Source organism: Brachybacterium sp. 107, from assembly GCF_052379725.1.
Classification (GTDB): Bacteria; Actinomycetota; Actinomycetes; order Actinomycetales; family Dermabacteraceae; genus Brachybacterium.
Genome location: NZ_JBQSYW010000015.1, coordinates 31692 through 54040, shown reverse-complemented (window position 1 = coordinate 54040; position 22349 = coordinate 31692). Strand labels below are relative to the sequence as shown.

The following is a 22349-nucleotide window of genomic DNA, read 5'->3' as shown; positions in this document are numbered from 1 at the left end:
GAGTAATCGGAGGAGGGGCCTTCGTCGTGCGTGGACGGTCCTGCGGGGGCCGTCCTGCATGGGCGATCCTGCCCGGGCCGGAGGGCCCGGGCGGACCGATCAGCTGTCGGAGGACCGCCGGAAGGGCTTGCGCTTGCCCTCGTAACGGCTGCCGCTGTCATGCCGGCCGCCGCTGCTCTCGGGGCGGCCGCCCCGAGCACCGCCCCCGCGGGGACCGTTGTCCGGACCGATGCGCAGCGAACGACCGCCGACGCGGGCCTTGCCGATGCGCTCGATCTGCGCCGAGTCGAGGGAGCCACGGATCTGCACCAGTGCGAAGGTCGGGAAGATCTGGATCTTGCCCACGTCCTTGCCGTTCAGGCCGCCCTCGCCGGTGATCGCGCCGACGATGCTCGGCGGACGTGCGCCGTGGGTGTGGCCCACTCCGATCTTGTAGGAGGTGTAGCCCTTCTCCGGCTGCATGGACTCGGCGCGCGGGCCGCGGTCGCCGCGACCGCGGTCATCGCGCCCACGGTCGTCGCCGGAGAACTTCGAGGCGGTGAACTCCTCGTCCTCGGACGGGGCACCGGGGCCGTCGTCGCCGACGGACATGGCGCCCAGTGCCGCAGCGAGCTCGAGCGGATCGATATCGTTCTCGGCCACGTACTGACCGACCAGCTCGCGGTACAGCTCGAGGCGACCGCGCTCGACGCGCTCGGGAACCTTGGTCAGCAGCGCGGCCAGACGGTGCTTGGAGACGTCGCGGGGCGACGGGATGACCGCCTCCTCGAGGGTCTGCTTGGTGGCGCGCTCGATGTTCTTCAGCGTGCGTCGCTCGTGGGGGCCGATGAAGGTCAGGGCCTCGCCCGAGCGGCCGGCGCGTCCCGTGCGGCCGATGCGGTGCACGTAGGACTCCGGCTCCTTGGGCACGTCGAAGTTCACGACGAGTCCGATCTTCTCGACGTCCAGGCCGCGGGCGGCGACGTCGGTCGCGACGAGGACCTGCAGCGATCCCTCGCGCAGGCGCTCCACGATCTTCTCGCGCTCCTTCTGGGGAACGTCGCCGCTGATCGACGCGGCCACGAGTCCGCGCCCGACGAGTGCCGTGCCGACCTCTTCGGCGGCGGCGCGGGTGCGCACGAACACGATCGCGGCCTCGGCCGAGGAGGTGGCGAGCACGCGGGCGAGAGCGCCGGTGCGGTGCTTGAAGGGCACCACTGCGTAGGTCTGGTGGACGCTCTTGACCGTCGAGGTCTGCGGGGACACGCTGACGCGCACCGGGTCCTTCATGTGCGTCTGTGCGACGCGCTGGATCGCCGAGGGCATCGTGGCGGAGAACAGGGCGACCTGTCGGCTCGCGGGGGAGTGGGAGAGGATCTCCTCGACGTCCTCCGCGAAGCCCATGCGCAGCATCTCGTCGGCCTCGTCGAGGACGGCGAAGCGGATGGTGTCCAGGCGCAGGTTCGTGCGGCGCATGTGGTCCATCACGCGACCGGGGGTGCCGACGACGACCTGGGCGCCGCGCGCGAGGGCACGCTCCTGCGGGCCGTAGGGGGAGCCGCCGTAGACGGCGAGCACGTCGAGGCCGCCGATCGAGGTGGCGAAGGAGGAGATCGCGTCCGCGACCTGCATGGCGAGCTCACGGGTCGGGGCGAGCACGAGGGCCTGCACCTGGCGCAGGTTCGGGTCGATCGCGGCGAGCAGCGGGAGGCCGAAAGCTGCGGTCTTGCCGGTACCGGTCTGGGCGACGCCGATGACGTCCTTGCCCTCGAGCAGCGGCGGGATCGCACGGGCCTGGATCGCGGACGGGACCGTGAAGCCGAGCTCGTCGACTGCGCGGCGCAGGGGTGCGGGCAGGTCGATGTCGTCGAAGGTGGGGCCTGCCGGGACCTCGGGGGCGGCTGCCTCGGAGGTGGGGGCCTCGGAGGCGGGCGCCTCGGGGGCGTCGGCGACGGAGGCAGGAGCCTCGGTGGCGGGAGCCTCGGCCGCGGCAGAGGCGGGTGCCTCAGCGGCAGGAGCTGCGGCGGAATCCGTGCTCAGGGCAGGATCAGAGACAGGTGAAGCGTCAGACATAACGTCCTTTGAGGGGTGGAGTGAAATCGACAGCCCTCACGAATGGCAGGGCTGATGCCCTGGCAGGTCGCGATGTGAGACGCACACGGAGTGAACAGCGCAGCACGAGCGACAACGGGCTCGAATGACCTGCAATTCCGCAGGTCGGACAAGGTCCCAGTCTACGGGCGGGATGTCCTCAGGGACAGGGGTGCGTGGGCGATATCGCTCACCCTGCGCGGTACCCTGGAGTCTGCCCACCCTGGACACGGAGGTCAGGGGCTCGCCATCGCGATGCCTCGACCCCGCCCCAACGCCCCACTGTGAAGGACACCTCGTGCTGCGCACCCATTCCGCCGGCGCGCTCCGCTCGGAGCACATCGGACAGACCGTCACCCTCACCGGCTGGATCGGCCGTCGCCGTGACCACGGCGGCGTGACGTTCCTTGATCTGCGCGACGCGAGCGGCGTCGCCCAGGTGGTGGTCCGGGAGGACGATGCCCTCCACCTCCGCAACGAGTACGTGCTGCAGGTCGTCGGCACCGTCGGCAAGCGCCCCGAGGGCAATGAGAACCCGCTGCTCCCCACGGGCGAGATCGAGGTCACGGCCCAGACCGTCGAGGTGCTGAGCGCCTCCGCTCCGCTGCCGTTCCAGCTCGATGAGCACTCGGAGGTCGGCGAGGAGGCGCGGCTGCGCTACCGCTACCTCGATCTGCGCCGCCAGGGGCCCGCGAAGGCCCTGCGCCTGCGGTCCGAGGTCAACCGAGCAGCGCGCGACACCCTCCTGGACCAGGACTTCATCGAGGTCGAGACCCCCACGCTGACCCGCTCCACGCCCGAGGGCGCACGTGACTTCCTGGTGCCCGCGCGGCTCGCGCCGGGCTCCTGGTACGCGCTGCCCCAGTCCCCGCAGCTGTTCAAGCAGCTCCTCATGGTGGGCGGGGTCGAGAAGTATTTCCAGCTGGCCCGCTGCTACCGCGACGAGGACTTCCGCGCGGATCGTCAGCCCGAGTTCACCCAGCTCGATGTCGAGATGAGCTTCGTGGACCAGGAGGACATCATCGCCCTGGCCGAGGAGATCCTCACCAACGTGTGGGCCAAGAGCGGCCGCGAGATCAGCACGCCGTTCCCGCGGATGACCTACGCCGAGTCGATGCGCCGCTATGGCTCCGACAAGCCCGACCTCCGTTTCGACCTCGAGCTGATCGAGATGACGGAGTACTTCCAGGAGACGCCGTTCCGGGTCTTCCAGTCCCCGTACGTCGGCGCGATCGTCATGGCCGGCGGTGCCTCGCAGCCACGTCGTCAGCTCGATGCCTGGCAGGAATGGGCCAAGCAGCGCGGAGCCAAGGGCCTCGCCTACGTGCTCGTCCAGGAGGACGGGACCTTCACCGGGCCGGTCTCCAAGAACATCTCCGATGCAGAGAAGGCCGGCCTGCTCGAGGCCACCGGCGCCAGCCCCGGCGACTGCATCTTCTTCGCCGCCGGTGAGGCGAAGGCATCGCGAGCACTGCTCGGTGCGGCCCGCAACGAGATCGCGGAGCGACTGGGACTGATCGATCGCGACGCCTTCGCCTTCGTGTGGGTCGTCGACGCGCCGATGTTCGAGCCTGCGGCCGATGCCCGTGCCGCCGGGGACGTCGCCGTGGGCGAGGGCTCGTGGACTGCGGTGCACCACGCCTTCACCTCTCCGAAGCCGGAGTTCATGGACTCCTTCGACACTGATCCGGGTTCGGCCCTGGCCTATGCGTACGACATCGTGTGCAACGGGAACGAGATCGGCGGCGGCTCGATCCGAATCCACGACCAGTCCGTGCAGGAGCGCGTGTTCAAGGTGATGGGCATCGGCGAAGGGGAGGCGCGGGAGAAGTTCGGCTTCCTGCTCGACGCCTTCCAGTTCGGTGCCCCGCCGCACGGCGGCATCGCCTTCGGCTGGGACCGCATCGTCGCGCTGCTCGTGGGGGAGGACTCCATCCGCGAGGTCATCGCCTTCCCCAAGACCGGTAACGGCTATGACCCGCTGACGGCAGCGCCGGCCCCGATCACTGCGCAGCAGCGCAAGGAGGCCGGCGTCGACACGAAGCCCGCCGCGAAGGGCGCGGACGCCGGGGCGGCCGGCACGTCGGGTGCCCAGTCGGAGGGCGTCGCTCCCAGCGCCTGATCGATCCCGCAGACGACGACGGCCCACGCGAGTGCTCGCGTGGGCCGTCGTCGTCGTGCATCCTGCGTCGTGCATCCTGCGTCGTGCGTCGTGCGTCGTGCGTCGTGCGTCGTGCGTCGTGCGTCGTGCGTCGTGCCCCGGCATCGGAGGGGCCGGAGGAGCCGACGGACGTGCCGAGTGGGCCGGTCGGTCAGCTGCGGAGGATCAGCGGGGGTCCTCGCCGTGCTTGATCTGGGCACGGGGGAGGCGGAAGCGGCGGATCTGGATCGCCCGCATGATGCCGTAACCGACCAAGCCGCTGCCCACGGAGCCGAAGCGCTCGGTGAGGTTCTTGCGCAGATGACGACGCAGCAGGAACGAATCGATCACGCACACCAGGATCCCGCCCCAGAGGACGACGATCATGCCGGTGCTCATCATGAGGTACATCTCCGGACGGATCAGCGGCATGATCAGTGCGACCAGCATGAAGATCAGCGCGATGGGGAAGAAGTACTCCGCCACGTTGCGGCGCGAGTCGACGAGGTCACGCACCAGGCGACGCTCGGGGCCGCGATGCTGCATGGGCATCTTCTTCTCGTCACCGGTCATCAGCGCCTGCTGAGCCTCGGCCCGCTCCTTCGAGGCGCGCTCGCGATCACGCCGACGCGCCTCCTTGCGATCGTCGACCACAAGAGGCCGACGACGGGCCGCTTCGGCCTCCTTGCGGGTACGGGTGGGCCGACCCTTGGAACCGGGGCGCACTGACTGCTCGGGTTCGGGGGTCTCGGGAGTCTCAGACTTGCGGAAGATCACCGGGGCAGTCTAGGCACTGCCGGCTGAGATTCACCGGTATGTCCGCCGTGACATGCTTCTCCGCGCCCAGACGGCAGCCGCCCCCGGCGGTACCGTGAGGGACATGAGCACCACGAACGGACCGTCGACTTCCGCCGCTGCCCCCGACGACGAGGCGAGGGAGATCCTTCGCACGCGGCTTCACGCCCTCCTGCCGGACGCCATCGATGATCTGAAGGATCTCGTGCGTATCCCCTCCATCGCCTTCGAGGGGCACGACCAGGAGCCCGTGCGTCGCAGCGCCGAGGCTGTCGCCGCCCTTCTGCGCGACGCCGGGATGGCCGAGGTGACCATCGAATCCGTCGGCGAGGGCGCTCCTGCCGTCATCGGTCGCACCCCGGCCGCCGCCGGCCGACCCACCGTGCTGCTCTATGCCCACCACGACGTGCAGCCCACCGGCGATCCTGCTGAGTGGACGAGTCCGCCCTTCGAACCGGTCCAGCGCGGGCGCCGGCTCTACGGCCGCGGCGCCGCGGACGACAAGGCCGGGGTGATGGCCCATGTGACCGCGCTGCGACTCGTCGGCCAGGAGCTGGCCGAGGAAGGCCTCGGCGTCACCGTCTTCGTCGAGGGGGAGGAGGAAGCCGGGTCGCCGACGTTCCGCCCCTTCATCGAGGCGCACCGCGATGCGCTGGAAGCGGACCTCATCATCGTCGCGGACTCCGCCAACTGGGCCGTCGGGACCCCGGCACTGACCACCAGCCTGCGCGGTCTCGTCGACGTCGTCGTCGAGGTGCGTGCCCTCGACCACGCGGTGCACTCCGGTCTCTTCGGTGGTCCGGTGCTGGATTCGCTCACCCAGCTCTCCCGCCTGCTGGCCACGCTCCACGACGAGAACGGAGAGGTCGCGGTCGATGGGCTCACGCACGCACCGGATCCGACCGTGGAGATGGACGAGGCGGACTTCCGCCGGGACGCCGGCGTGACGGACGGCCTCGAGCTGTCGGGGACGGGCTCGCTCACGGCGCGGCTGTGGACCCGGCCGGCCCTGTCGGTCATCGGCATCGACGCGCCGGCGGTCCGCGAGGCTTCCAACACCCTCGTGCCCGTCTCCCGGGCGAAGGTCTCCCTGCGGATCCCGCCGGGCGAAGACCCTGAAGCGGCCATGGACGCTCTGGTGGCTCACCTGGAGCAGCATGCGCCGAGGACAGCTCAGGTCACCGTGCACCCGGGGGAGAAGGGCAAGCCCTACAGCGCCCGACAGCACTCTGCGGCGATGGACCTCGCCCGCACCGCTCTCGGGGACGCGTGGGGGACTGCGGCCGTCGACACCGGCCTGGGCGGATCGATCCCCTTCATCGCCGACCTGCTCGAGGTCTTCCCCCGGGCAGACGTCCTGGTCACCGGCGTCGAGGACCCGGAGTCCCGAGCCCACGGCGTCGACGAGTCCCTTCATCTCGACGAGTTCGCCCGGGTGTGCCTCGCGGAGGCGCTGCTGCTGCGCGGCGCCGGGTCCTTGGCCGAGCGGGATGACGAGCGGGACGAGACGTTGGCATGAGCACCCCGCGTCGGCAGCCTGGGCACGAGAGCCCCCGGGTCTCCCCGGCGACGATCCCGCTGCTGTTCCTCGGACTGGTGATCGGATTCCTCGCTGCGTACTTCCTCCTGTGGTGGGGGCTGCTCGCTGTCCTCGCGGTGTGCGTGATCGCCTTCACCCGGGTGCTGGCCGGGAAGAGCCGCGACGCGGCGACCGCGGCGATCCTGGGCGTCGTGGCCGGCTACCTCATCGTGATCCTGCTGGCACTGTTCCGCGGGATCCTCTGACCGGAGGCGGACCGCACGGCGCGGCGCACGACGACGCCGCCCCTCGTCGTGCCCCGCGAGGCCTTCCCCGTTCCTCGGTGCGGGGGCGTACTCTGGCAGGAACACGAGCTTCGAGGAGGACCTCATGACCACGCCCACGACCGAGCGCCCCACCCAGGCGCATGCCGTCACCCTCACTTCCGGCGCGGCCGAGAAGGTCACGTCCCTGCTGCAGCAGGAGGGGCGCGACGACCTTCGTCTGCGGATCGCGGTGCAGCCAGGCGGCTGCTCCGGCCTGATCTACCAGCTCTACTTCGACGAGCGCACGATGGACAGCGATCTCGTCGCCGACTTCGACGGTGTCGAGGTCGTCGTCGACAAGATGAGCAGCCCGTACCTCACCGGCGCAGTCATCGACTTCGCCGACACGATCGAGAAGCAGGGCTTCACGATCGACAATCCCAACGCGGGGAGCTCCTGCGCCTGCGGGGACTCCTTCGGCTGATCCGTCTGCGACGGGCGCCGCATGGCACCGTGAAGGATGGTTCGGGCCCGGCCCGGTGACGATCTCGTCACCTGGTCGGGCCCGTTTTCTGTGCAGCGGCCGTGGGAGACGGATCACGGAGCGGTCTCGAGAGGATCTCGGTGCGTGCCGATGCAATACGCGCTCCGCAGAAGCCGTATGATGACAGCGTGCCGTCAACTGCTGGGCCTCGTGCCTGGCATGGCCCGTTCTCCGGGACGAGCGCGGCACTGTGGGCATGTCTTCGCCCATACAGGTACACACTCCGCAGTCCGGGGCCGTTCGCGCAGCACAGAGTGCGGGCAGGCACCGGGAGCCGGAGACGACGAGCGGAAGGTCATCCCCTGTGATCCCCCAGGTCCCCCAGCGCTCGCGGCGCGGACGCCGCGTGGCGACAGCAGGCCTAGCCCTGGCCACCCTCCTCCTGTCGGGTTGCACCGACGAGCAGCGTCGCGGCTTCCTGCCCGGATACTCCGACGGTCAGGTCACCGACCAGACCGGTCGGATCATGAACCTCTGGGTCGGCTCCTGGTCGGTGCTGGTCATCGTCGGCCTCATCGTCTGGGGCCTGACCATCTGGTGCGCCGTGGCCTACCGTCGCCGTAAGAACGACACCGGCTTCCCGGTGCAGCTGCGCTACCACGTGCCACTGGAGCTGATGTTCACGCTCGTGCCCGTGGTCATGGTGCTCACCCTCTTCTACTTCACGCAGCGCGACGCCCGCGAGGTCGAGATGCACGTGGACGAGCCGGATGTCACGGTCAACATCGTCGGCAAGCAGTGGAGCTGGGACTTCAACTACGTCGACGCCGACGTCCACGAGCCTGCCGGCGTGCAGTCCTTCGCCACCGGACAGGAGGGCGCGGCCGAGTCGCTGCCCGTGCTCTACCTGCCCGTGGGTCAGAAGGTCGAGTTCCGTCTCGACTCCCGCGATGTCGTGCACTCCTTCTGGGTCGTGGACTTCCTGTACAAGAAGGACATGATGCCGGGCCACACCAACAGCTTCCAGGTGACCCCGACTCGTGAGGGCACCTACGAGGGCAAGTGCGCCGAGCTGTGCGGCGAGTACCACTCGGACATGCTGTTCAACGTGAAGGTCGTCTCCCAGGAGGAGTTCGACGCCCACATGCAGGACCTCCGGGACCAGGGGCTCGAGGGCCAGCTCGGTGTGGACCTGAATCGCAACCAAGAGGAGTGGAGCATGCGCGAGAAGCATGACGATGCCGGGAACCGGTACACCACTCCTGCCACCGAGGGAGAGAGCAAGTGAGCGCCGAGACGACGGCCGCGCCGGTCACTTCGGCGCCGCAGCAGCGGTTCGAGAAGTCCGAGAGCACCAGCCTCGGCAGGCACTTCTTCAACCTGCTCACCACCACCGATCACAAGCTGATCGGCATGATGTACATGGGCATGGCCTTCGCGTTCTTCGCGTTCGGCGGCCTGCTCGCCCTCGGTATCCGTACCGAGCTGTGGGAGCCCGGCCTCCAGGTCGTGGTCTCCAAGGACCAGTACAACCAGCTGTTCACCATGCACGGCACGATCATGCTGCTGATGTTCGGCACCCCGCTGTTCAACGGCTTCGCCAACTACCTGGTGCCGCTGCAGATCGGCGCCGTGGACATGGCGTTCCCGCGTCTGAACATGTTCGCCTTCTGGATCACGCTGTTCGGTTCGCTGATCGTCGTGGCCGGCTTCCTCACCCCGCAGGGTGCCGCGTCCTTCGGCTGGTTCGCCTATGCGCCGCTGTCGGACACGACGTTCACCCCTGGCCTGGGTGGTGATCTCTGGGTCTTCGGATTGGCCTTGCAGGGCTTCGGCACGATCCTGGGCTCGGTCAACTTCATCACCACGATCCTGTGCATGCGGATGCCCGGCATGACCATGTTCCGCATGCCGATCTTCACCTGGAACATCCTCATCACCGCCGTGCTGGTGCTGATGGCGTTCCCGCCGCTCGCCTCGGCGCTGCTGGCACTCGGTGCGGATCGTCGATTCGACGCGCAGATCTTCAACCCGGAGAACGGCGGCGCCGTCCTCTGGCAGCACCTCTTCTGGTTCTTCGGCCACCCCGAGGTCTACGTGCTCGCGCTGCCCTTCTTCGGCATCGCCTCGGAGATCATCCCGGTCTTCTCCCGCAAGCCGATCTTCGGGTACAAGACCCTGGTCGGCGCCACGATCTCGATCGCGGCACTGTCCGTCACGGTGTGGGCGCACCACATGTACACCACCGGCGCGGTCATGCTGGACTTCTTCGCCTTCATGACAATGCTGATCGCGGTCCCGACCGGCGTGAAGTTCTTCAACTGGCTGGGCACCATGTGGCGAGGGTCGCTGACCTTCGAGACACCGATGCTGTTCACCCTCGGCTTCCTGACCACCTTCATCTTCGGTGGTCTGACCGGAGTCATCCTGTCCTCGCCGGTCCTGGACTTCCACATCTCCGACACCTACTTCGTCGTGGCGCACTTCCACTACGTGATGGCCGGTACCGTGGTCTTCGAGATGTTCGCCGGCTTCTACTTCTGGTGGCCGAAGATGTTCGGCTACAAGCTCCACGAGGGCATCGGCAAGCTGCACTTCTGGCTGCTCACCATCGGCTTCCACATGACCTTCCTGGTCCAGCACTGGCTGGGCGTCGAGGGTGCACCGCGTCGTTACGTGAACTACCTCGTGGAAGACGATTTCGGCTGGCTGAACCAGGTGTCGACGATCGGTGCGGTCATCATGGGCGCGTCCACGCTGCCCTTCCTCCTCAACGTGGTGCTCACGCACACGAAGGGGAAGAAGGTCGAGGTCGACGATCCCTGGGGCTACGGTGCGTCGCTCGAGTGGGCGACCTCCTGCCCGCCGCCGCGCCATAACTTCCATTCCCTGCCCCGCGTTCGGTCCGAGCGTCCCGCCTTCGATCTCCATTACCCGGAGGTGGCGCTCCAGGACCACATGCTCGAGCAGGAACCCGCTGTGAACCCGAGGACGAACTGACATGAGAGCATCTGCAAAGATCTTCTGGATCCTGGGAGTCTTCTTCCTGATCGTCGCCGTGGCCTACGGCTTCCTGACGGGGACCTTCCAGCCCATGGGCGTGGAGCCCGTCGGATTCCCGGCGATGCTCGCTTTGGCTGGCCTCGCCTTCATGATCGCCATGGTGCTGAGCCTGACGGCTCGCAAGAACGATGTGGGCCCGTCGGATGATCTGAATGCCGAGGTCTCCGAGCACGGAGGCGTGCAGGGCAGCTTCTCCCCGTACAGCTGGGCTCCGCTGTGGACCGCGATCGGGGCGGCCCTGTGCTTCCTCGGTGTCGCCGCCGGCTGGTGGATTCTTGCCTTCGGCGTCATCTTCGCCGTCTACGGACTGCTGAGCTGGGTCCTGGAGTTCTCGGTCGGCCAGCACCAGCACTGAGAGCCTGCCGCTGAACCTGGCGTCCGTCGGGACGCGAATGACGTCGGCCCCGCATCGATCTTCTCGATGCGGGGCCGACGTTTTTGCTGGGTGCGCCGGTGCTGTCTGTGAGCAGTGACGCGAGCTCTGGGTTCCGGTGACCGGCGGCAGTGCTCCGCGGCCGGTGTCTGGTCGGTCCAGCGGGCACGGACCAGGTGCCGTGACTCCTCCGCCACGCACGGCGGAGAGCACTGGGGGTGGGGGCGGGTCTGATCACCAGCAAGCAAGGGCCTTCAGCCGGGTCTGCGCCGAGGCGCCTGGGAGCCGCGGACCGGCTGCGTGGGCCTCGCGACATGGTGGCCAGCTGCCGTGCGGGTCGCTCTGACGCCGTTGACGACCTCCTCGTTCACCAAGACCAGGTCTTCACCCTCTCCGGCGACTCCTCCCGCATTCGAGCCCGCCGCGAGCTCCTGGAGGTCACCATGACCAGCACCACGACGACGAAGCAGACGAACTCGACCCCCGGGCAGAGGGATCGCTAGTCAGCCGTCGACAGAGGGGCCTTCTTCCCGCCGTTGGCAGCGTCCGGATACCAAACCGTTGTGACTACGCACCTTCGCACCTTCGCACCTCCGTACGCCGGGCCTCCCAGGTAACAGATGATAAATGGCGTACCACTGTCTACGCATTGTAAGCAGCGTCATGGTGGTCGGAAGCTTCGAAGGAGCTGAGACGTGGAGGCTTCGAGGCGTTCCTGGCACACGTTGTCTACGCCTGGTCGCTCCACTGAAGTCCGGACCGGGCGCTCATGAGCGACGGTGCTAGCGTGAGCGAGTACACGGGGGCCGGTGAATGTGGATTCCCAACCGGCAGCATCAGCGGCATGCAGGAGGCTTTGACGATGATCAGCGACGACGTGAATCCATCAGCACGCGCTGAACGCCAGCTCGCCGCGGTGTATGCACAGGACGGCGGCATCGACGGCGCCGTCGCATGGGCTCGTCGCACGCTGGAGGCCGCACGCCGGGATCCGTCGAAGCGGCCGCTGCAGTCCGCTCGAGCACTTCGCCGCGCAGACCGCAGGTTGAGCTTGGTCTCCGCGCGCTATCTGGTGAACGCCGTTTCCGGTCGGTCCGATCAGGGGAGAGGGCTCCGCGCGCGGAATCCGCTGCTGCGGTGAGACGGTCTCTGCGCTGAGACCATCCCCGTGCCGGGACGATCTCTGCCGCGATGTCCTGCTCTCGAATTCTGCCGCGATGTCCAGCTCTCGAGCAGAAGGCCGATAGGGCTGTGGAGGGGAGTGGCTGGGCGATCGAGCTCGGTGCGATCGAGCTGGGTAGATCGCAGGACGTCGGCAGACCTCGACGTGCTGCGGGGAGCGAGGGTGCCCGCGGGCCGTGGGCCGTGGGCTGGTGGCCGAGACTCGAGTGTGCCAGCTCGCTCACGAGGGATCCCGCGTCTGTCAGTTCGCTCACGAGGGTTCTCGGGTTTGCCAGCTCGTTCACGAGGGCGCCCGGGCCTGCGCGTCAATATCCCACCGGGATGCGGGGGATGACGTCCGTGTTGTCCGCCGGACGGAAAAGAAGGATGGGCCCCGGGAAACGAATCCCGGGGCCCATCCTTCAACATTGTCCGCGTCAGCGCGGCAGAGAATCAACCGGAGTGGTGTGCCATCTCCGCCGGGGTGCGGTAATCGCCACCGGTTGCCGAGTCGATCTCGTGCTTCTCGTGAGCGAAGTGCTCGAAGGCTTCACGCAGCTCGGCCGGGGAGACGGGCTCGATGCGGTCCTTGAAGAAGAAGCTCGTGGCCTTGGCGCGGAGCGAGGAGACGCCCTTGCCGGCCTGCAGCGGGCGGTAGTCGTCGTGCTGGACGAGCACCCACCGATCGAACTCGTTGAGCGGCTCATGGATCTCCAGCATCTTGCCGGACTCCGTCCGGACCACTCGCGAGGTCTCGGAGCCGTGGAGGGCCTTCTGACGCGCCTGACGCTGGAGCGACAGACAGATTCGTTTCGTGATGAAGAAGACCAGAACCGGGACGACGAAGATGCCGATGCGGAACGCCCACGTCAGATCGTTTATCGACAGATGCAACCCGATGGCGATGATGTCATTCGTCGCTGCGAGGGCAAGGATCAGATAGATGCTGATCCACGAGACGCCGAGACCCGTACGGACCGGGGCGTTGTACGGCAGATCCAGAAGGTGGTGCTCGCGGTCGTCACCTGTCACCCAGGACTCGATGAACGGGTACAGGGCCAGGGAACCCAGCAGGGCACCATAGATACCCATCGGGATCAGCATGTTCAGCGAGATCACGTACCCGAAGATCGTGAACTCCCAGCCCGGGATGAGCCGCAGCCCGCCATCGGTCCAGAGCATGTACCAGTCCGGCTGCGAACCCGCGGAGACGGGGGACGGGTCGTAGGGGCCGTAGACCCAGACGCCGTTGATCGACGTGGTCGCCGAGATCAGGGTGATGATGCCGAAGACCAGGAAGAAGAACCCGCCGGCCTTGGCCGCGTACACCGGGAACACCGGGAAGCCGACCACGTTGCGCTCGGTGCGACCAGGCCCGGGGTACTGCGTGTGCTTGTGCAGCACGAGCAGGACCAGGTGGATCGCGATGAGTCCGAGGATCATGGCGGGAACCAGCAGGATGTGGACGGTGAACAGGCGCGGGATGATGTCGGTCCCGGGGAACTCGCCACCGAACAGGAGCATCGACAGGTAGGTGCCGATGATCGGGATGGCCTTCATCAGACCATCGATCACGCGCAGGCCGTTGCCGGAGAGCACATCATCGGGCAGCGAGTAGCCGGAGAACCCGGCGACCATGCCCAGGACCATCAGGGTGAAGCCGACGATCCAGTTGAGCTCGCGGGGCTTCCGGAACGCACCGGTGAAGAACACGCGGAACATGTGCACGAAGATCGCGACCATGAACACCAGTGCTGACCAGTGGTGCATCTGGCGGAAGAGCAGGCCGCCCTTGACCTCGAAGGAGAGCTGGAGGGTCGACTCGAAGGCACGGGAGACGGTCTCGCCCTGCAGCGCCCTGTACGGGCCGTTGTAGATGACCTCCTCCATGGAGGGGTCGAAGAACATCGTCAGGAAGGTTCCCGAGATCAGCAGGATGACGAAGCTGTACAGCGCCACCTCACCGAACATGAACGACCAGTGGTCGGGGAAGATCTTGCGGGCGATGAACTTGACGAAGCCGCCGCCGGAGAGGCGCTGGTCGAGCCAGTCGCCGCCCACTGCACCGAGCTTGTATGCGCGCGAGCTGCTCGCATCGTCGGAAGTCTGCTTCCGGGTATCGGGAGTCGTGGTCGTCACGGGATCACTTGTCCTTGTGGGTGTCCCAGAAGCTGGGACCGATCGGTTCGGGGAAGTCACCGGTGGCCACCAGGTAGCCCTCGTCGTCGACCTCGATCGGGAGCTGGGGGAGCGGCCGGTGCGCCGGGCCGAAGATCACCTTGGCGCCATCAGTGACGTCGAAGGTGGACTGGTGGCACGGGCAGAGCATGTGGTGGGTCTGCTGCTCGTAGAGGGCCACCGGGCACCCGACATGCGTGCAGATCTTGGAGAATGCGAGGATGCCGTCGACACCGTTCGCCATGCTCTCCGGGTTCTTGCTCAGCTTCGGGTCGATGCGCACGATCACCGTGGCGGCCTTGGCGCGCTCCTCGAGGAAGTGCGGGGTCTCCTCGGTCAAGCCCTCGGGCATGACGTGGAAGATCGAGTTCATGGCGACGTCCGACAGCTTGATGGGAGTGCCGTCGTGGTCGCGCGCGAGCCGCTGACCGGGGTTGTGGCCCCAGAAGGTGTGGTGGAGCTTGTTGCCCGGCAGCGGGCCGAGCGTCGACAGCGGTGCGAGCACGGCGATCGGCAGCGCGGCGAACGCGGCGACCATCGCGGTGACGATCACGGGCCGACGCGCGATCCCGGATTCCTCCAGGCCGTCGGTGATGATCCCGACGGCGATGTCCCGCGTCTCGTCGGAGCTGCGGATGTCGTGGCGCTCCTCGACCATCTCCTCATCGGGCATGAGCGTCTTGGCCCAGTGGACCGCTGCCGCACCGATGAAGAAGACGGCGATCGCCAGCCCGAGGCCAGTGATGAGGTTGGACCACCACAGGGCGTCGGGCGATCCCTTCTCGGCGAAGATGTTCGTGCCGGTCGGCGTGACCAGGAAGTAGGCGGCGATGAAGATCGCCGTTCCGATCACCGAGAGGAGGAACATGGCGGCGACGAGCCGCTCCGCGCGCTTCTCCGCGGCCTTGGAGACATCGGCCTGGCGATGGACGTGCGGGGGGAGGCCCGGGTTCGGGAAGCCTCCACCCTCCTTGGGGGCGATCGCACTGACTCCGCGCGCGGGAGTGGTGCCGTCGAGATTGGTGTTCATGCTCGCATTCACTTGGCCTTCGCCCCCAGCCACACGGCACAGCCGAGAAGCAGGGTCAGGATGATCGTCCAGGCATACAGTCCCTCGGTCACGGGACCGACGGAGCCCAGGGAGATGCCGCCGGGGGAGCCGTTCTCCTCCAGGGCCTCGAGGTACGCGATGACATCACGCTTGTCCTCGGGGGACAGGTTGTTCTCGTTGAAGACCGGCATGTTCTGCGGCCCGGTGTCCATGGCCTCGTAGACGTGCTGGGGGTCGACCCCGATCACAGGCGGCGCGAACTTGCCGCGGGTCAGGGCGCCGCCGGCGCCGGCAGCGTTGTGGCACATGGCGCAGTTGATGCGGAAGATCTCCCCGCCCTTGGTGGCGTCACCCTTGGAGGTGTCGAGGTACTCCTCATCGGGCACAGCGGGGCCGGGGCCGAGCGAGGCGACGTAGGCCGAGAGCTGACGAGTCTGCTCCTCGTTCATCTGCGGCGGCTTGCGCCAAGCCTGTGCGCCGGAGTTCTCCATCGGCATACGGCCGGTGCCGACCTGGAAGTCGACGGCGGCAGCGCCCACACCGATCAGCGAGGGTCCGATCGCGGAGCCGTCGGCGTCCTGCAGACCCTCCGCGTTCCGTCCGTGGCAGGTGGCGCAGTTGGCGAGGAACAGTGCCTCGCCGGCGTCGACGTCGTCCTGGGTGTAGGCCTCGGCCTGAGCTGTCTGCGGCTGGAATGCGACGTACAGCCCGCCGGTCGCCACCAGGGCGAGCAGAAGAATCACGAGTAGCGCCATCGGGTGATGGCGACGTGCGGCGAGTGCCTTCACGGTTCGGACCTCGATTCGTGGAGCGAGCGAGCGGGGGAGGGGATAGAGCTGGTGATCGCACCAGGCGGCGGAGCCTGTGCGGGCGTGGCGATCAGAAGATGGTCCAGTCGAAGTTCACCGGGATGAAGTGCCCGGCGTTGAACGCGTTCGACAGCGGGTCGAGCATGTACACGATGAAGAACAGGACGATCCACACGATGTCGACGAAGTGCCAGTAGTACGAGATGCAGATCGCGGAGACCTGTTCGTGCTGGGTGAACTCGTCAGCGACCATGGAACGCATCAGCACCATCAGGAAGGCGATGAGACCGCCGACGACGTGGATGCCGTGGAAGCCCGTGGCGAGGAAGAAGATCGAGCCGAACGGCGAGGACGACAGCGTGACGCCGTTGTGGATCAGCTCGGTGTACTCGTAGGCCTGGCCGGAGACGAAGACCGCGCCCATGAGGAAGGTGAGCGTGTACCACTCGATCATTCCCCAGCCGGCGATGTTGAAGATCGACCCGGTGCGGCGCTTGCGCGGCGCGAAGGGCTTGCCGCCGGGGAATTGGCCCTCGGCGAGGAACACACCGATCTGGCACGTCACGGAGCTCAGCACCAGGATCGTCGTGTTCACCATGGCGAAGCCGTGGGCGAAGTGGGCCTCGCCGGCGGCGAAGGTGTCCGGAGCCATGGAACGAAGCGTGAAGAACATGGCGAACAGACCGCCGAAGAACATCAGCTCGCTCGAGAGCCAGACGATCGTGCCGATCTGCGTCGGATTGGGTCGGCCTACCGCTGGTACAGCGGAGGCGGAGCGCTCAGGCAGGGTCGCAGTAGTCACGTCACCATTATGTCGTGTCGTCAGGTTCGGTGTGCCGGTTCACGACGCCCGGGCACACCGCAGGGCTCAGCCCCGGGAGGACCAGGCCAGCATATCCCTCCTGACGCCGTGTCACGAACCGGGACACGCATCGGATCGCCGCAGGTGACCGTGCTCTACGGGGGCTGTGATGCATCTGTGATCCGATCCGTGACCGGAACGACCTCAGGGAGCTCCGAGGTGCGATCATCGATGCATGAGCGAGAACACTCCGACCTGGCCCAGGATCACGTCGCGCCTCGTGCGCGGGCAGGAGCTGTCACGGTCCGAGGCCACATGGGCGATGGATGAGGTCATGTCCGGCAATGCGACGGCGGTGCAGCTCGCCGGGTTCCTGGTCTCCCTGCAGTCCAAGGGGGTCAGCAGTGACGAGCTCGCCGCACTTGCGGACTCGATGGTGGCCCACGCCCGGCCGGTGAATGCTCCGCAGCGGTCCATCGATATCGTCGGCACCGGCGGCGACCTGGCGCAGACGGTGAACATCTCCACGATGGCCTCGATGGTCATCGCGTCGACGGGACGCCCGGTCGTCAAGCACGGCAATCGGGCGTCGAGCTCCAAGTCGGGCAGCGCGGACGTGCTCGAAGCGCTCGGCGTCCGTCTGGACCTTCCGGTGCCCGTCGTCGAGGAGCTGGTCGGCAAGATCGGTATGACCTTCCTCTTCGCGCAGGTGTTCCATCCCTCGATGCGCTTCGCGGCCGAAGCGCGACGTGGACTGGGCATCCCGACCGTGATGAACATCCTGGGTCCGATCACCAATCCGGCGCGGCCGCGCGCGAGTGCGGTCGGCGTCGCAGATGAGCTCGTCGCCCCGACGGTCGCGGGCGTCTTCGCGTCACGGGGCACGAGCGCGCTGGTGTTCAGGGGGCAGGACGGCCTGGATGAGCTGACGGTGACCGCGCCCTCCGACGTGTGGGAGGTGCGCGGAGGCGAGGTGCGTCGGCACGTGCTGGATCCTCGGGCTCTTCTCTGCATCGAGAGATCGGCGCACGATGCCCTGCGCGGGGGGACTGTCGAGGAGAACGCCCAGGTCGTGCGGGACCTCTTCGACGGCGTCGACGACGGGCGCATGGGCCCGATCCGGGACGCCGTCCTCCTGAACGCTGCAGCCGGGGTGACGGCCTTCGACGGGATCGGTCAGAGCGCGGAGGACGGTTTCGAGGACAGGTTCGCCGCTGCGTTCGCCCAGGCACGGGATGCGCTGGACTCCGGGCGGCCCGCCGACCTGATCAGGCGCTGGGCCGTTGCCTCGCAGGAGGCGTTCGGCGCTGACAGCTGAGTACGTCCCGGGATCAGCCGGTGCCGCCTGGAAGTGCCCGGCACCGCCGGGGCCGTCCGGGCCGCCCGGAGCGGTGGTCTCTCAGCCGTTGATGCCAAGGTCGAAGGCGGCATCGAGATCTCGCTTCGAGTACGTCTTGAAGGCGATGTTCGTCGAGGTGTTCACCACACCCTGGACCTTGCTCAACTGGTCGGCGATGACCCCGGCGAGGTCTTCGTGGGCACGCACACGGACCACGGCGATGAGATCGACGTCGCCGGTGACCGAGTAGACCTGCTCGACACCGTCGAGGTCGACGATCGAGGCGGCGACCTCGGGGATACGGGCGGACTCCACGACGATCGAGACGATGGCGGTGATCATGAGTTCTCCTTGGACAGGGCGCTGGTCGCGCCGGGACGTGTGCACCGAGCCTATGCCCCGGGAATGGTCGCCGTCCGGGCGAAGCGCTCTGCGAGATGCTGGGCGTCGAAGCGGGCCCGGGAGGGCTGGTGCCACTCGCCGTCGACGAGGACGGTGCGGACGCCGTCGCCCTCGAGCCAGGTGAGCAGGATCTCGGCCTCCTGGTGGTAGCCCTGGCACATCGGGGTGGCGAGCTCCGCCTCGCCGACCCCCGTCGCGGCAAGAGATCTCGCCACAGCGACAGGATCGGCATGGACGTTGACGAGGGCGGTTCCGGAGAAGCGTCCATGGCGGACCGCCAACAATTCCCATCCGCGCCCTCCGACCACCGGATCCGTGCTGGGACGGGCGGCGACCAGCAGGGGCACGTTGCCGATGGCCCGCAGCCGGGCCGCGCGCCGGCCGGCCGCCAGGAAGGTCAGAGCGAGTTGACGCACCTTCTCCGCCTCCTCGTAGCGGCCGCCCTCGACATGACCGCGCATGCGCCCGGCGACGTGGTCGAGCACCTCGCGGGGGTCCGTGAGCATCGCAGCCCGGATCCTGTCGTGGTGCCCGGCATCCTGCGAAGCGGCTGTTCGTGATCCGAGCTCGAACGAGGCCGCGCGGCCCAGCACGGCACCGGTGAGCAGTCCGCGCAGCGGCTCCACGTCGTGGCGAGAGGACAGCGGTCCGATCTGGGCGGATCCGTCGGCCTCCGAGCGGGCGATGCGCGCCGCGCGCAGCCCGTCGGAACCGCTCCCCAGTCGGAGCCAGTTCGCCTTCTCCGGATTCAGGCCGTGGCGGTTGGATGGTGGTTTCTCGGCACCGATGATCCGCAGCTCGCGCACTGCCGCCTCGGTCGCCGTGGTGCACTCGATGACCCGGATCGACTCCGCTCGCGGAAGCATGTCCAGGACTTTCCGCCGCGTCTCCGCGGCGGTGAAATAGGTGCGCACCCGGGACCGGAGGTTGCGGGAGGTTCCCACGTAGAGCACAGCGCCCTGGGCATCGAGGAACTGGTAGACCCCCGGAACCGAGGGGACGGACTCGACGAGGTGCTTCTTGCGCAGCTGCACCGGGGTGGCCCGGCGATGGGCCGAGGCGAGGTCCTCGAGGGTCGAGGCGCCCCGGGCCCCGAGGCGCTCGATGATCGCGTGGAGCACGTCGACTGTCGCCCGGGCGTCCGAGAGGGCCCGGTGGTCCGGCGTGATGCTCGCGCCGACGTGCGCCGCCAGCGTCGAGAGCTTGTGGTTGCGCACTTCGTCGCGCCGGAAGACGGTCCGGGCGAGCGCGAGAGTGTCGAGCACCGGGGGCTTGGCCCACGTGATGTCGCACTGCGCCGCCTGCGCGGAGAGGAAGGAGATGTCGAAGCGTGCATTGTGGGCCACCAGGGCGGCATCCCCGACGAAGTCCAGGAACATCGGGAGCACGACGTCGATGGTCGGGGCACCAGCCACCGACGCGTCCGTGATCCCGGTGAGCGAGGCGATGTACGCGGGGATCGGTCGCCGCGGATCCACGAAGGTGCGGAACTCGCCGACCACCTCGCCTCCGCGCACCTTGACCGCGCCGATCTCGGTGATCGCATCGGCGGAGGGATCGGTCCCGGTGGTCTCGAGGTCGACGACGACGAGCAGAGCATCCACGAGTGGGGTACCGAGGTCGTCGAAGCTCAGCTGGCGGCGGGCGGACATACCCGCAGACTACGACGCGGCTCCGACAGTCAGACACGGCCCCGACGGTCGGGATCTCTGCGCGACAGGCGCACGATCACCCCGGCGTCGGGGCCGCGGTCGAGGAGCGGGTCGGCGTTCTCCCCGAGGATCTCGCCGATGGAGCCAGCCAGTCGACCAACAGACTGACCCGTCGGCCGGTCGACCAAGAGACTGACCCGTCGGCTGACCAGCCAGCGGGCCGAACCGTCGGCCAGCTGGCCAGCAGGCAGATCCGCCAACAGGCCGATCCGTCAGCCAGCCGGCTTGGACTGGGAGTAGATCTTGTCGATGACCTGCGCCATGTCCTTGACGACGACGTTGCGCTTGAGCTTCAACGAGGGGGTGAGATACCCGTTCTCCTCCGTGAAGTCGGTGTCGATGACCTCGAAGGAGCGGATCGACTCGGCGCGCGAGACGGTCTGGTTGGCCTTGTCGACGATCGTCTGCAGCTCGGCATGGACCTTCGGGTCCTCGGCGGCCTCGGCGATCGTCATCTCCGGCAGGGAGTTGTTCTTCAACCAGGTGGGGAGCATCTCGGCGTCGAGGGTGAGGATCGCGGCGACGAACGGCTTCTGGTCGCCGATGACCACGCACTGGCTGACCAGCGGATGTGAGCGCAGCTGGTCCTCGAGCTGGGCCGGGGAGATGTTCTTTCCGCCAGCAGTGACGATGACCTCCTTGATGCGGCCCGTGATCGTCAGGTCGCCGACCTCGTCGAGAGTGCCGAGATCGCCGGTGTGGAACCAGCCGTCCTGCAGCGACTCCGCCGTGGCCTCGGGGTTGTTGTGATAGCCGGCGAATACCATCACGCCCTTGACCAGGATCTCGCCCGTCTCGTCGATCGCGACCGTGGAGCCCGGCAGCGGGGGACCGACGGTGCCCGGCGTGACCGCCCAGGGAAGGTTCACGCAGATCGGTGCGGTGGTCTCGGTGAGGCCGTAGCCCTCCAGGATCGTGACCCCGATGCCGCGGAAGAAGTGTGCGAGGCGCGCTCCCAGCGGCGCGCCGCCGGAGACCGCCCACTTCACGTCTCCGCCCATCGCGCTGCGCAGTGTGCCGTAGACGAGCTTGTCGAACACGGCGTGCTTGATCTTGAGCGCCATCGGCACCTTGCCGGCGGCCTGCGCCGTCGAATAGGCGATCGCGGTCTCCGCGGCGGCACCGAAGATCTTGCCCTTGCCGCCGGTGATCGCCTTCGCCTCGGCGCCGTTGTAGACCTTCTCGAACACACGGGGGACAGCCAGCAGGAAGGTGGGCTTGAAGGCCGCGAGGTCCGGCAGCAGATTCTTGGTGTCCGGAGTGAACGCAGTCGTCACCGGCCAGGACGCGGCGAGGACCGTGATCAGCCGGGCGAAGACATGCGCCATCGGCAGGAACATCAGCAGGCGTGAGCCGGGAGGCAGCACCTGCTTGCCGAGGAGGTTGAGGGCGCTGCGCGTCGTGTCCACGAAGTTCCCGTGGGTCAGCAGTGCGCCCTTGGGCCGGCCGGTGGTTCCCGACGTGTAGATGATCGTGGCGACGTCGTCGAGGCGTCGGGAGGTGCGGCGGGCCTCGAGGTCCTCGTCGCTCACCTCGGCTCCGCGGGACTTGAGCTCGTCGATGATGCCGTTCTCGAGCACGCCGATGTGTTCGAGGGCGGGCAGCTCCCCGCGCACGGAATCCATGTCCTCCTGATGGCGGGAGGCTTCGACCAGGGCGAAACGTGCCCCGGTGTCCGAGGCGATCCATTGGATCTGGCTCGGGGAGGAGGTCTCGTAGATCGGGACGCTGACGCCTCCGCTCCACCACACCGCCCAGTCGGCCAGAGCCCATTCATAGCGGGTGCGGGAGAGGATCGCGACCACGTCGCCGGACTCGAGACCGATCGCGATCAGACCCTTGGCGACCTCCTTGACCTCGTCGATGAAGTCGGAGATCGACAAGGGGAGATAGCTCCCGTCGTCCTGTGTCAGTTCGAAGATGGGGACGGAGGGGTCGTTGCGGAACCGGTCCAGGAGCAGATCCGTCGTGTTCTCGTCGGGCCGGCTCTCGTGCTGTGGGGCAGAGGTGAACTGCTTCATCGAATCTCCTTCGATCCGGACACAGGCTGACTCCGGCATGCCGGACGCCTGAGCGGAAGCGCTGGTGGGGTCGGTCCGATCCTACGGCAGAGCGACCTACGATAGGACACGACAAGCTGGGCACCGGGGAATCCGGACGACGCGATCAGCAGTGATCGGGAAGG

Annotated in this window: 18 protein-coding genes; 9 read left to right on the top strand and 9 right to left on the bottom strand. The window is 67.7% G+C overall.

The features are described from left to right. Positions 1-99 precede the first annotated feature (99 nt). Positions 100-2052, bottom strand: coding sequence for a DEAD/DEAH box helicase (locus tag ACT3UL_RS14800; protein WP_444579056.1), 1953 nt, complete (start codon positions 2050-2052; stop codon positions 100-102). A gap of 316 nt (positions 2053-2368) precedes the next feature. On the opposite strand from ACT3UL_RS14800, the gene aspS reads away from it, so the two are divergent. Further along, on the top strand, positions 2369-4192 hold the full coding sequence (gene aspS / locus ACT3UL_RS14795; RefSeq protein WP_444579055.1) for an aspartate--tRNA ligase: 1824 nt from the start codon (positions 2369-2371) through the stop codon (positions 4190-4192). A 204-nt stretch (positions 4193-4396) separates the two neighbouring features. Here aspS and ACT3UL_RS14790 read toward each other — a convergent pair whose 3' ends face one another. Continuing rightward, positions 4397-4987 (bottom strand): DUF3043 domain-containing protein, encoded by a 591-nt coding sequence (locus tag ACT3UL_RS14790; protein WP_444579053.1) that lies wholly within the window; start codon positions 4985-4987, stop codon positions 4397-4399. 103 nt (positions 4988-5090) lie between these two features. Here ACT3UL_RS14790 and ACT3UL_RS14785 point away from each other — a divergent pair, with 103 nt between their 5' ends. From ACT3UL_RS14785 to ACT3UL_RS14755, 7 genes are all read left to right on the top strand, one after another. Continuing rightward, positions 5091-6524, top strand: coding sequence for a dipeptidase (locus tag ACT3UL_RS14785; protein ID WP_444579051.1), 1434 nt, complete (start codon positions 5091-5093; stop codon positions 6522-6524). Next, on the top strand, positions 6521-6790 hold the full coding sequence (locus ACT3UL_RS14780) for a hypothetical protein (protein WP_444579049.1): 270 nt from the start codon (positions 6521-6523) through the stop codon (positions 6788-6790). The genes ACT3UL_RS14785 and ACT3UL_RS14780 overlap by 4 nt, the downstream gene beginning before the upstream one ends. A 124-nt stretch (positions 6791-6914) precedes the next feature. Next, the gene (locus ACT3UL_RS14775) at positions 6915-7274 is read left to right on the top strand and encodes a HesB/IscA family protein (protein ID WP_444579048.1); all 360 of its coding nucleotides are present in this window, start codon (positions 6915-6917) and stop codon (positions 7272-7274) included. Positions 7275-7638: 364 nt separating this feature from the next. Continuing rightward, positions 7639-8562 (top strand): aa3-type cytochrome oxidase subunit II, encoded by a 924-nt coding sequence (gene ctaC / locus ACT3UL_RS14770; RefSeq protein ID WP_444579047.1) that lies wholly within the window; start codon positions 7639-7641, stop codon positions 8560-8562. After that, on the top strand, positions 8559-10274 hold the full coding sequence (gene ctaD / locus ACT3UL_RS14765) for an aa3-type cytochrome oxidase subunit I (protein WP_444579045.1): 1716 nt from the start codon (positions 8559-8561) through the stop codon (positions 10272-10274). Before ctaC ends, ctaD begins: the two co-directional genes overlap by 4 nt. A gap of 1 nt (position 10275) precedes the next feature. Then, positions 10276-10692 carry a cytochrome c oxidase subunit 4 gene (locus ACT3UL_RS14760; RefSeq protein WP_444579043.1) on the top strand — a complete coding sequence of 139 codons (417 nt, stop codon included), beginning with the start codon at positions 10276-10278 and terminating at the stop codon, positions 10690-10692. A gap of 805 nt (positions 10693-11497) precedes the next feature. Then, positions 11498-11851: a hypothetical protein gene (locus tag ACT3UL_RS14755; RefSeq protein WP_444579042.1), complete on the top strand. Its 354-nt coding sequence runs from the start codon at positions 11498-11500 to the stop codon at positions 11849-11851. A gap of 473 nt (positions 11852-12324) precedes the next feature. On the opposite strand, the gene qcrB is transcribed toward ACT3UL_RS14755, so the two are convergent. From qcrB to ctaE, 4 genes are all read right to left on the bottom strand, one after another. Further along, entirely contained in the window at positions 12325-14010 is a 1686-nt protein-coding gene (gene qcrB, locus ACT3UL_RS14750) for a cytochrome bc1 complex cytochrome b subunit (protein WP_444579041.1), read from the bottom strand. 4 nt (positions 14011-14014) lie between these two features. After that, on the bottom strand, positions 14015-15079 hold the full coding sequence (qcrA, locus tag ACT3UL_RS14745) for a cytochrome bc1 complex Rieske iron-sulfur subunit (RefSeq protein WP_444579039.1): 1065 nt from the start codon (positions 15077-15079) through the stop codon (positions 14015-14017). Positions 15080-15087: 8 nt separating this feature from the next. Then, positions 15088-15888 (bottom strand): cytochrome bc1 complex diheme cytochrome c subunit, encoded by an 801-nt coding sequence (gene qcrC / locus ACT3UL_RS14740; RefSeq protein ID WP_444579037.1) that lies wholly within the window; start codon positions 15886-15888, stop codon positions 15088-15090. Between the two features lie 91 nt (positions 15889-15979). Continuing rightward, positions 15980-16711: an aa3-type cytochrome oxidase subunit III gene (ctaE, locus tag ACT3UL_RS14735; protein WP_444579035.1), complete on the bottom strand. Its 732-nt coding sequence runs from the start codon at positions 16709-16711 to the stop codon at positions 15980-15982. 235 nt (positions 16712-16946) lie between these two features. On the opposite strand from ctaE, the gene trpD reads away from it, so the two are divergent. Continuing rightward, positions 16947-18029, top strand: a complete 1083-nt coding sequence (gene trpD, locus ACT3UL_RS14730) for an anthranilate phosphoribosyltransferase (protein WP_444579034.1) — start codon at positions 16947-16949, stop codon at positions 18027-18029. An 81-nt stretch (positions 18030-18110) separates the two neighbouring features. Here trpD and ACT3UL_RS14725 read toward each other — a convergent pair whose 3' ends face one another. The 3 genes from ACT3UL_RS14725 to ACT3UL_RS14715 form a co-directional block, all read right to left on the bottom strand. Then, complete coding sequence (locus ACT3UL_RS14725) at positions 18111-18392, bottom strand: Lrp/AsnC family transcriptional regulator (RefSeq protein ID WP_444579033.1); 282 nt, start codon at positions 18390-18392, stop codon at positions 18111-18113. A 50-nt stretch (positions 18393-18442) separates the two neighbouring features. After that, positions 18443-20104: a DEDD exonuclease domain-containing protein gene (locus tag ACT3UL_RS14720; protein WP_444579031.1), complete on the bottom strand. Its 1662-nt coding sequence runs from the start codon at positions 20102-20104 to the stop codon at positions 18443-18445. Between the two features lie 272 nt (positions 20105-20376). After that, positions 20377-22185: an AMP-dependent synthetase/ligase gene (locus tag ACT3UL_RS14715; RefSeq protein WP_444579029.1), complete on the bottom strand. Its 1809-nt coding sequence runs from the start codon at positions 22183-22185 to the stop codon at positions 20377-20379. Positions 22186-22349 lie beyond the last annotated feature (164 nt).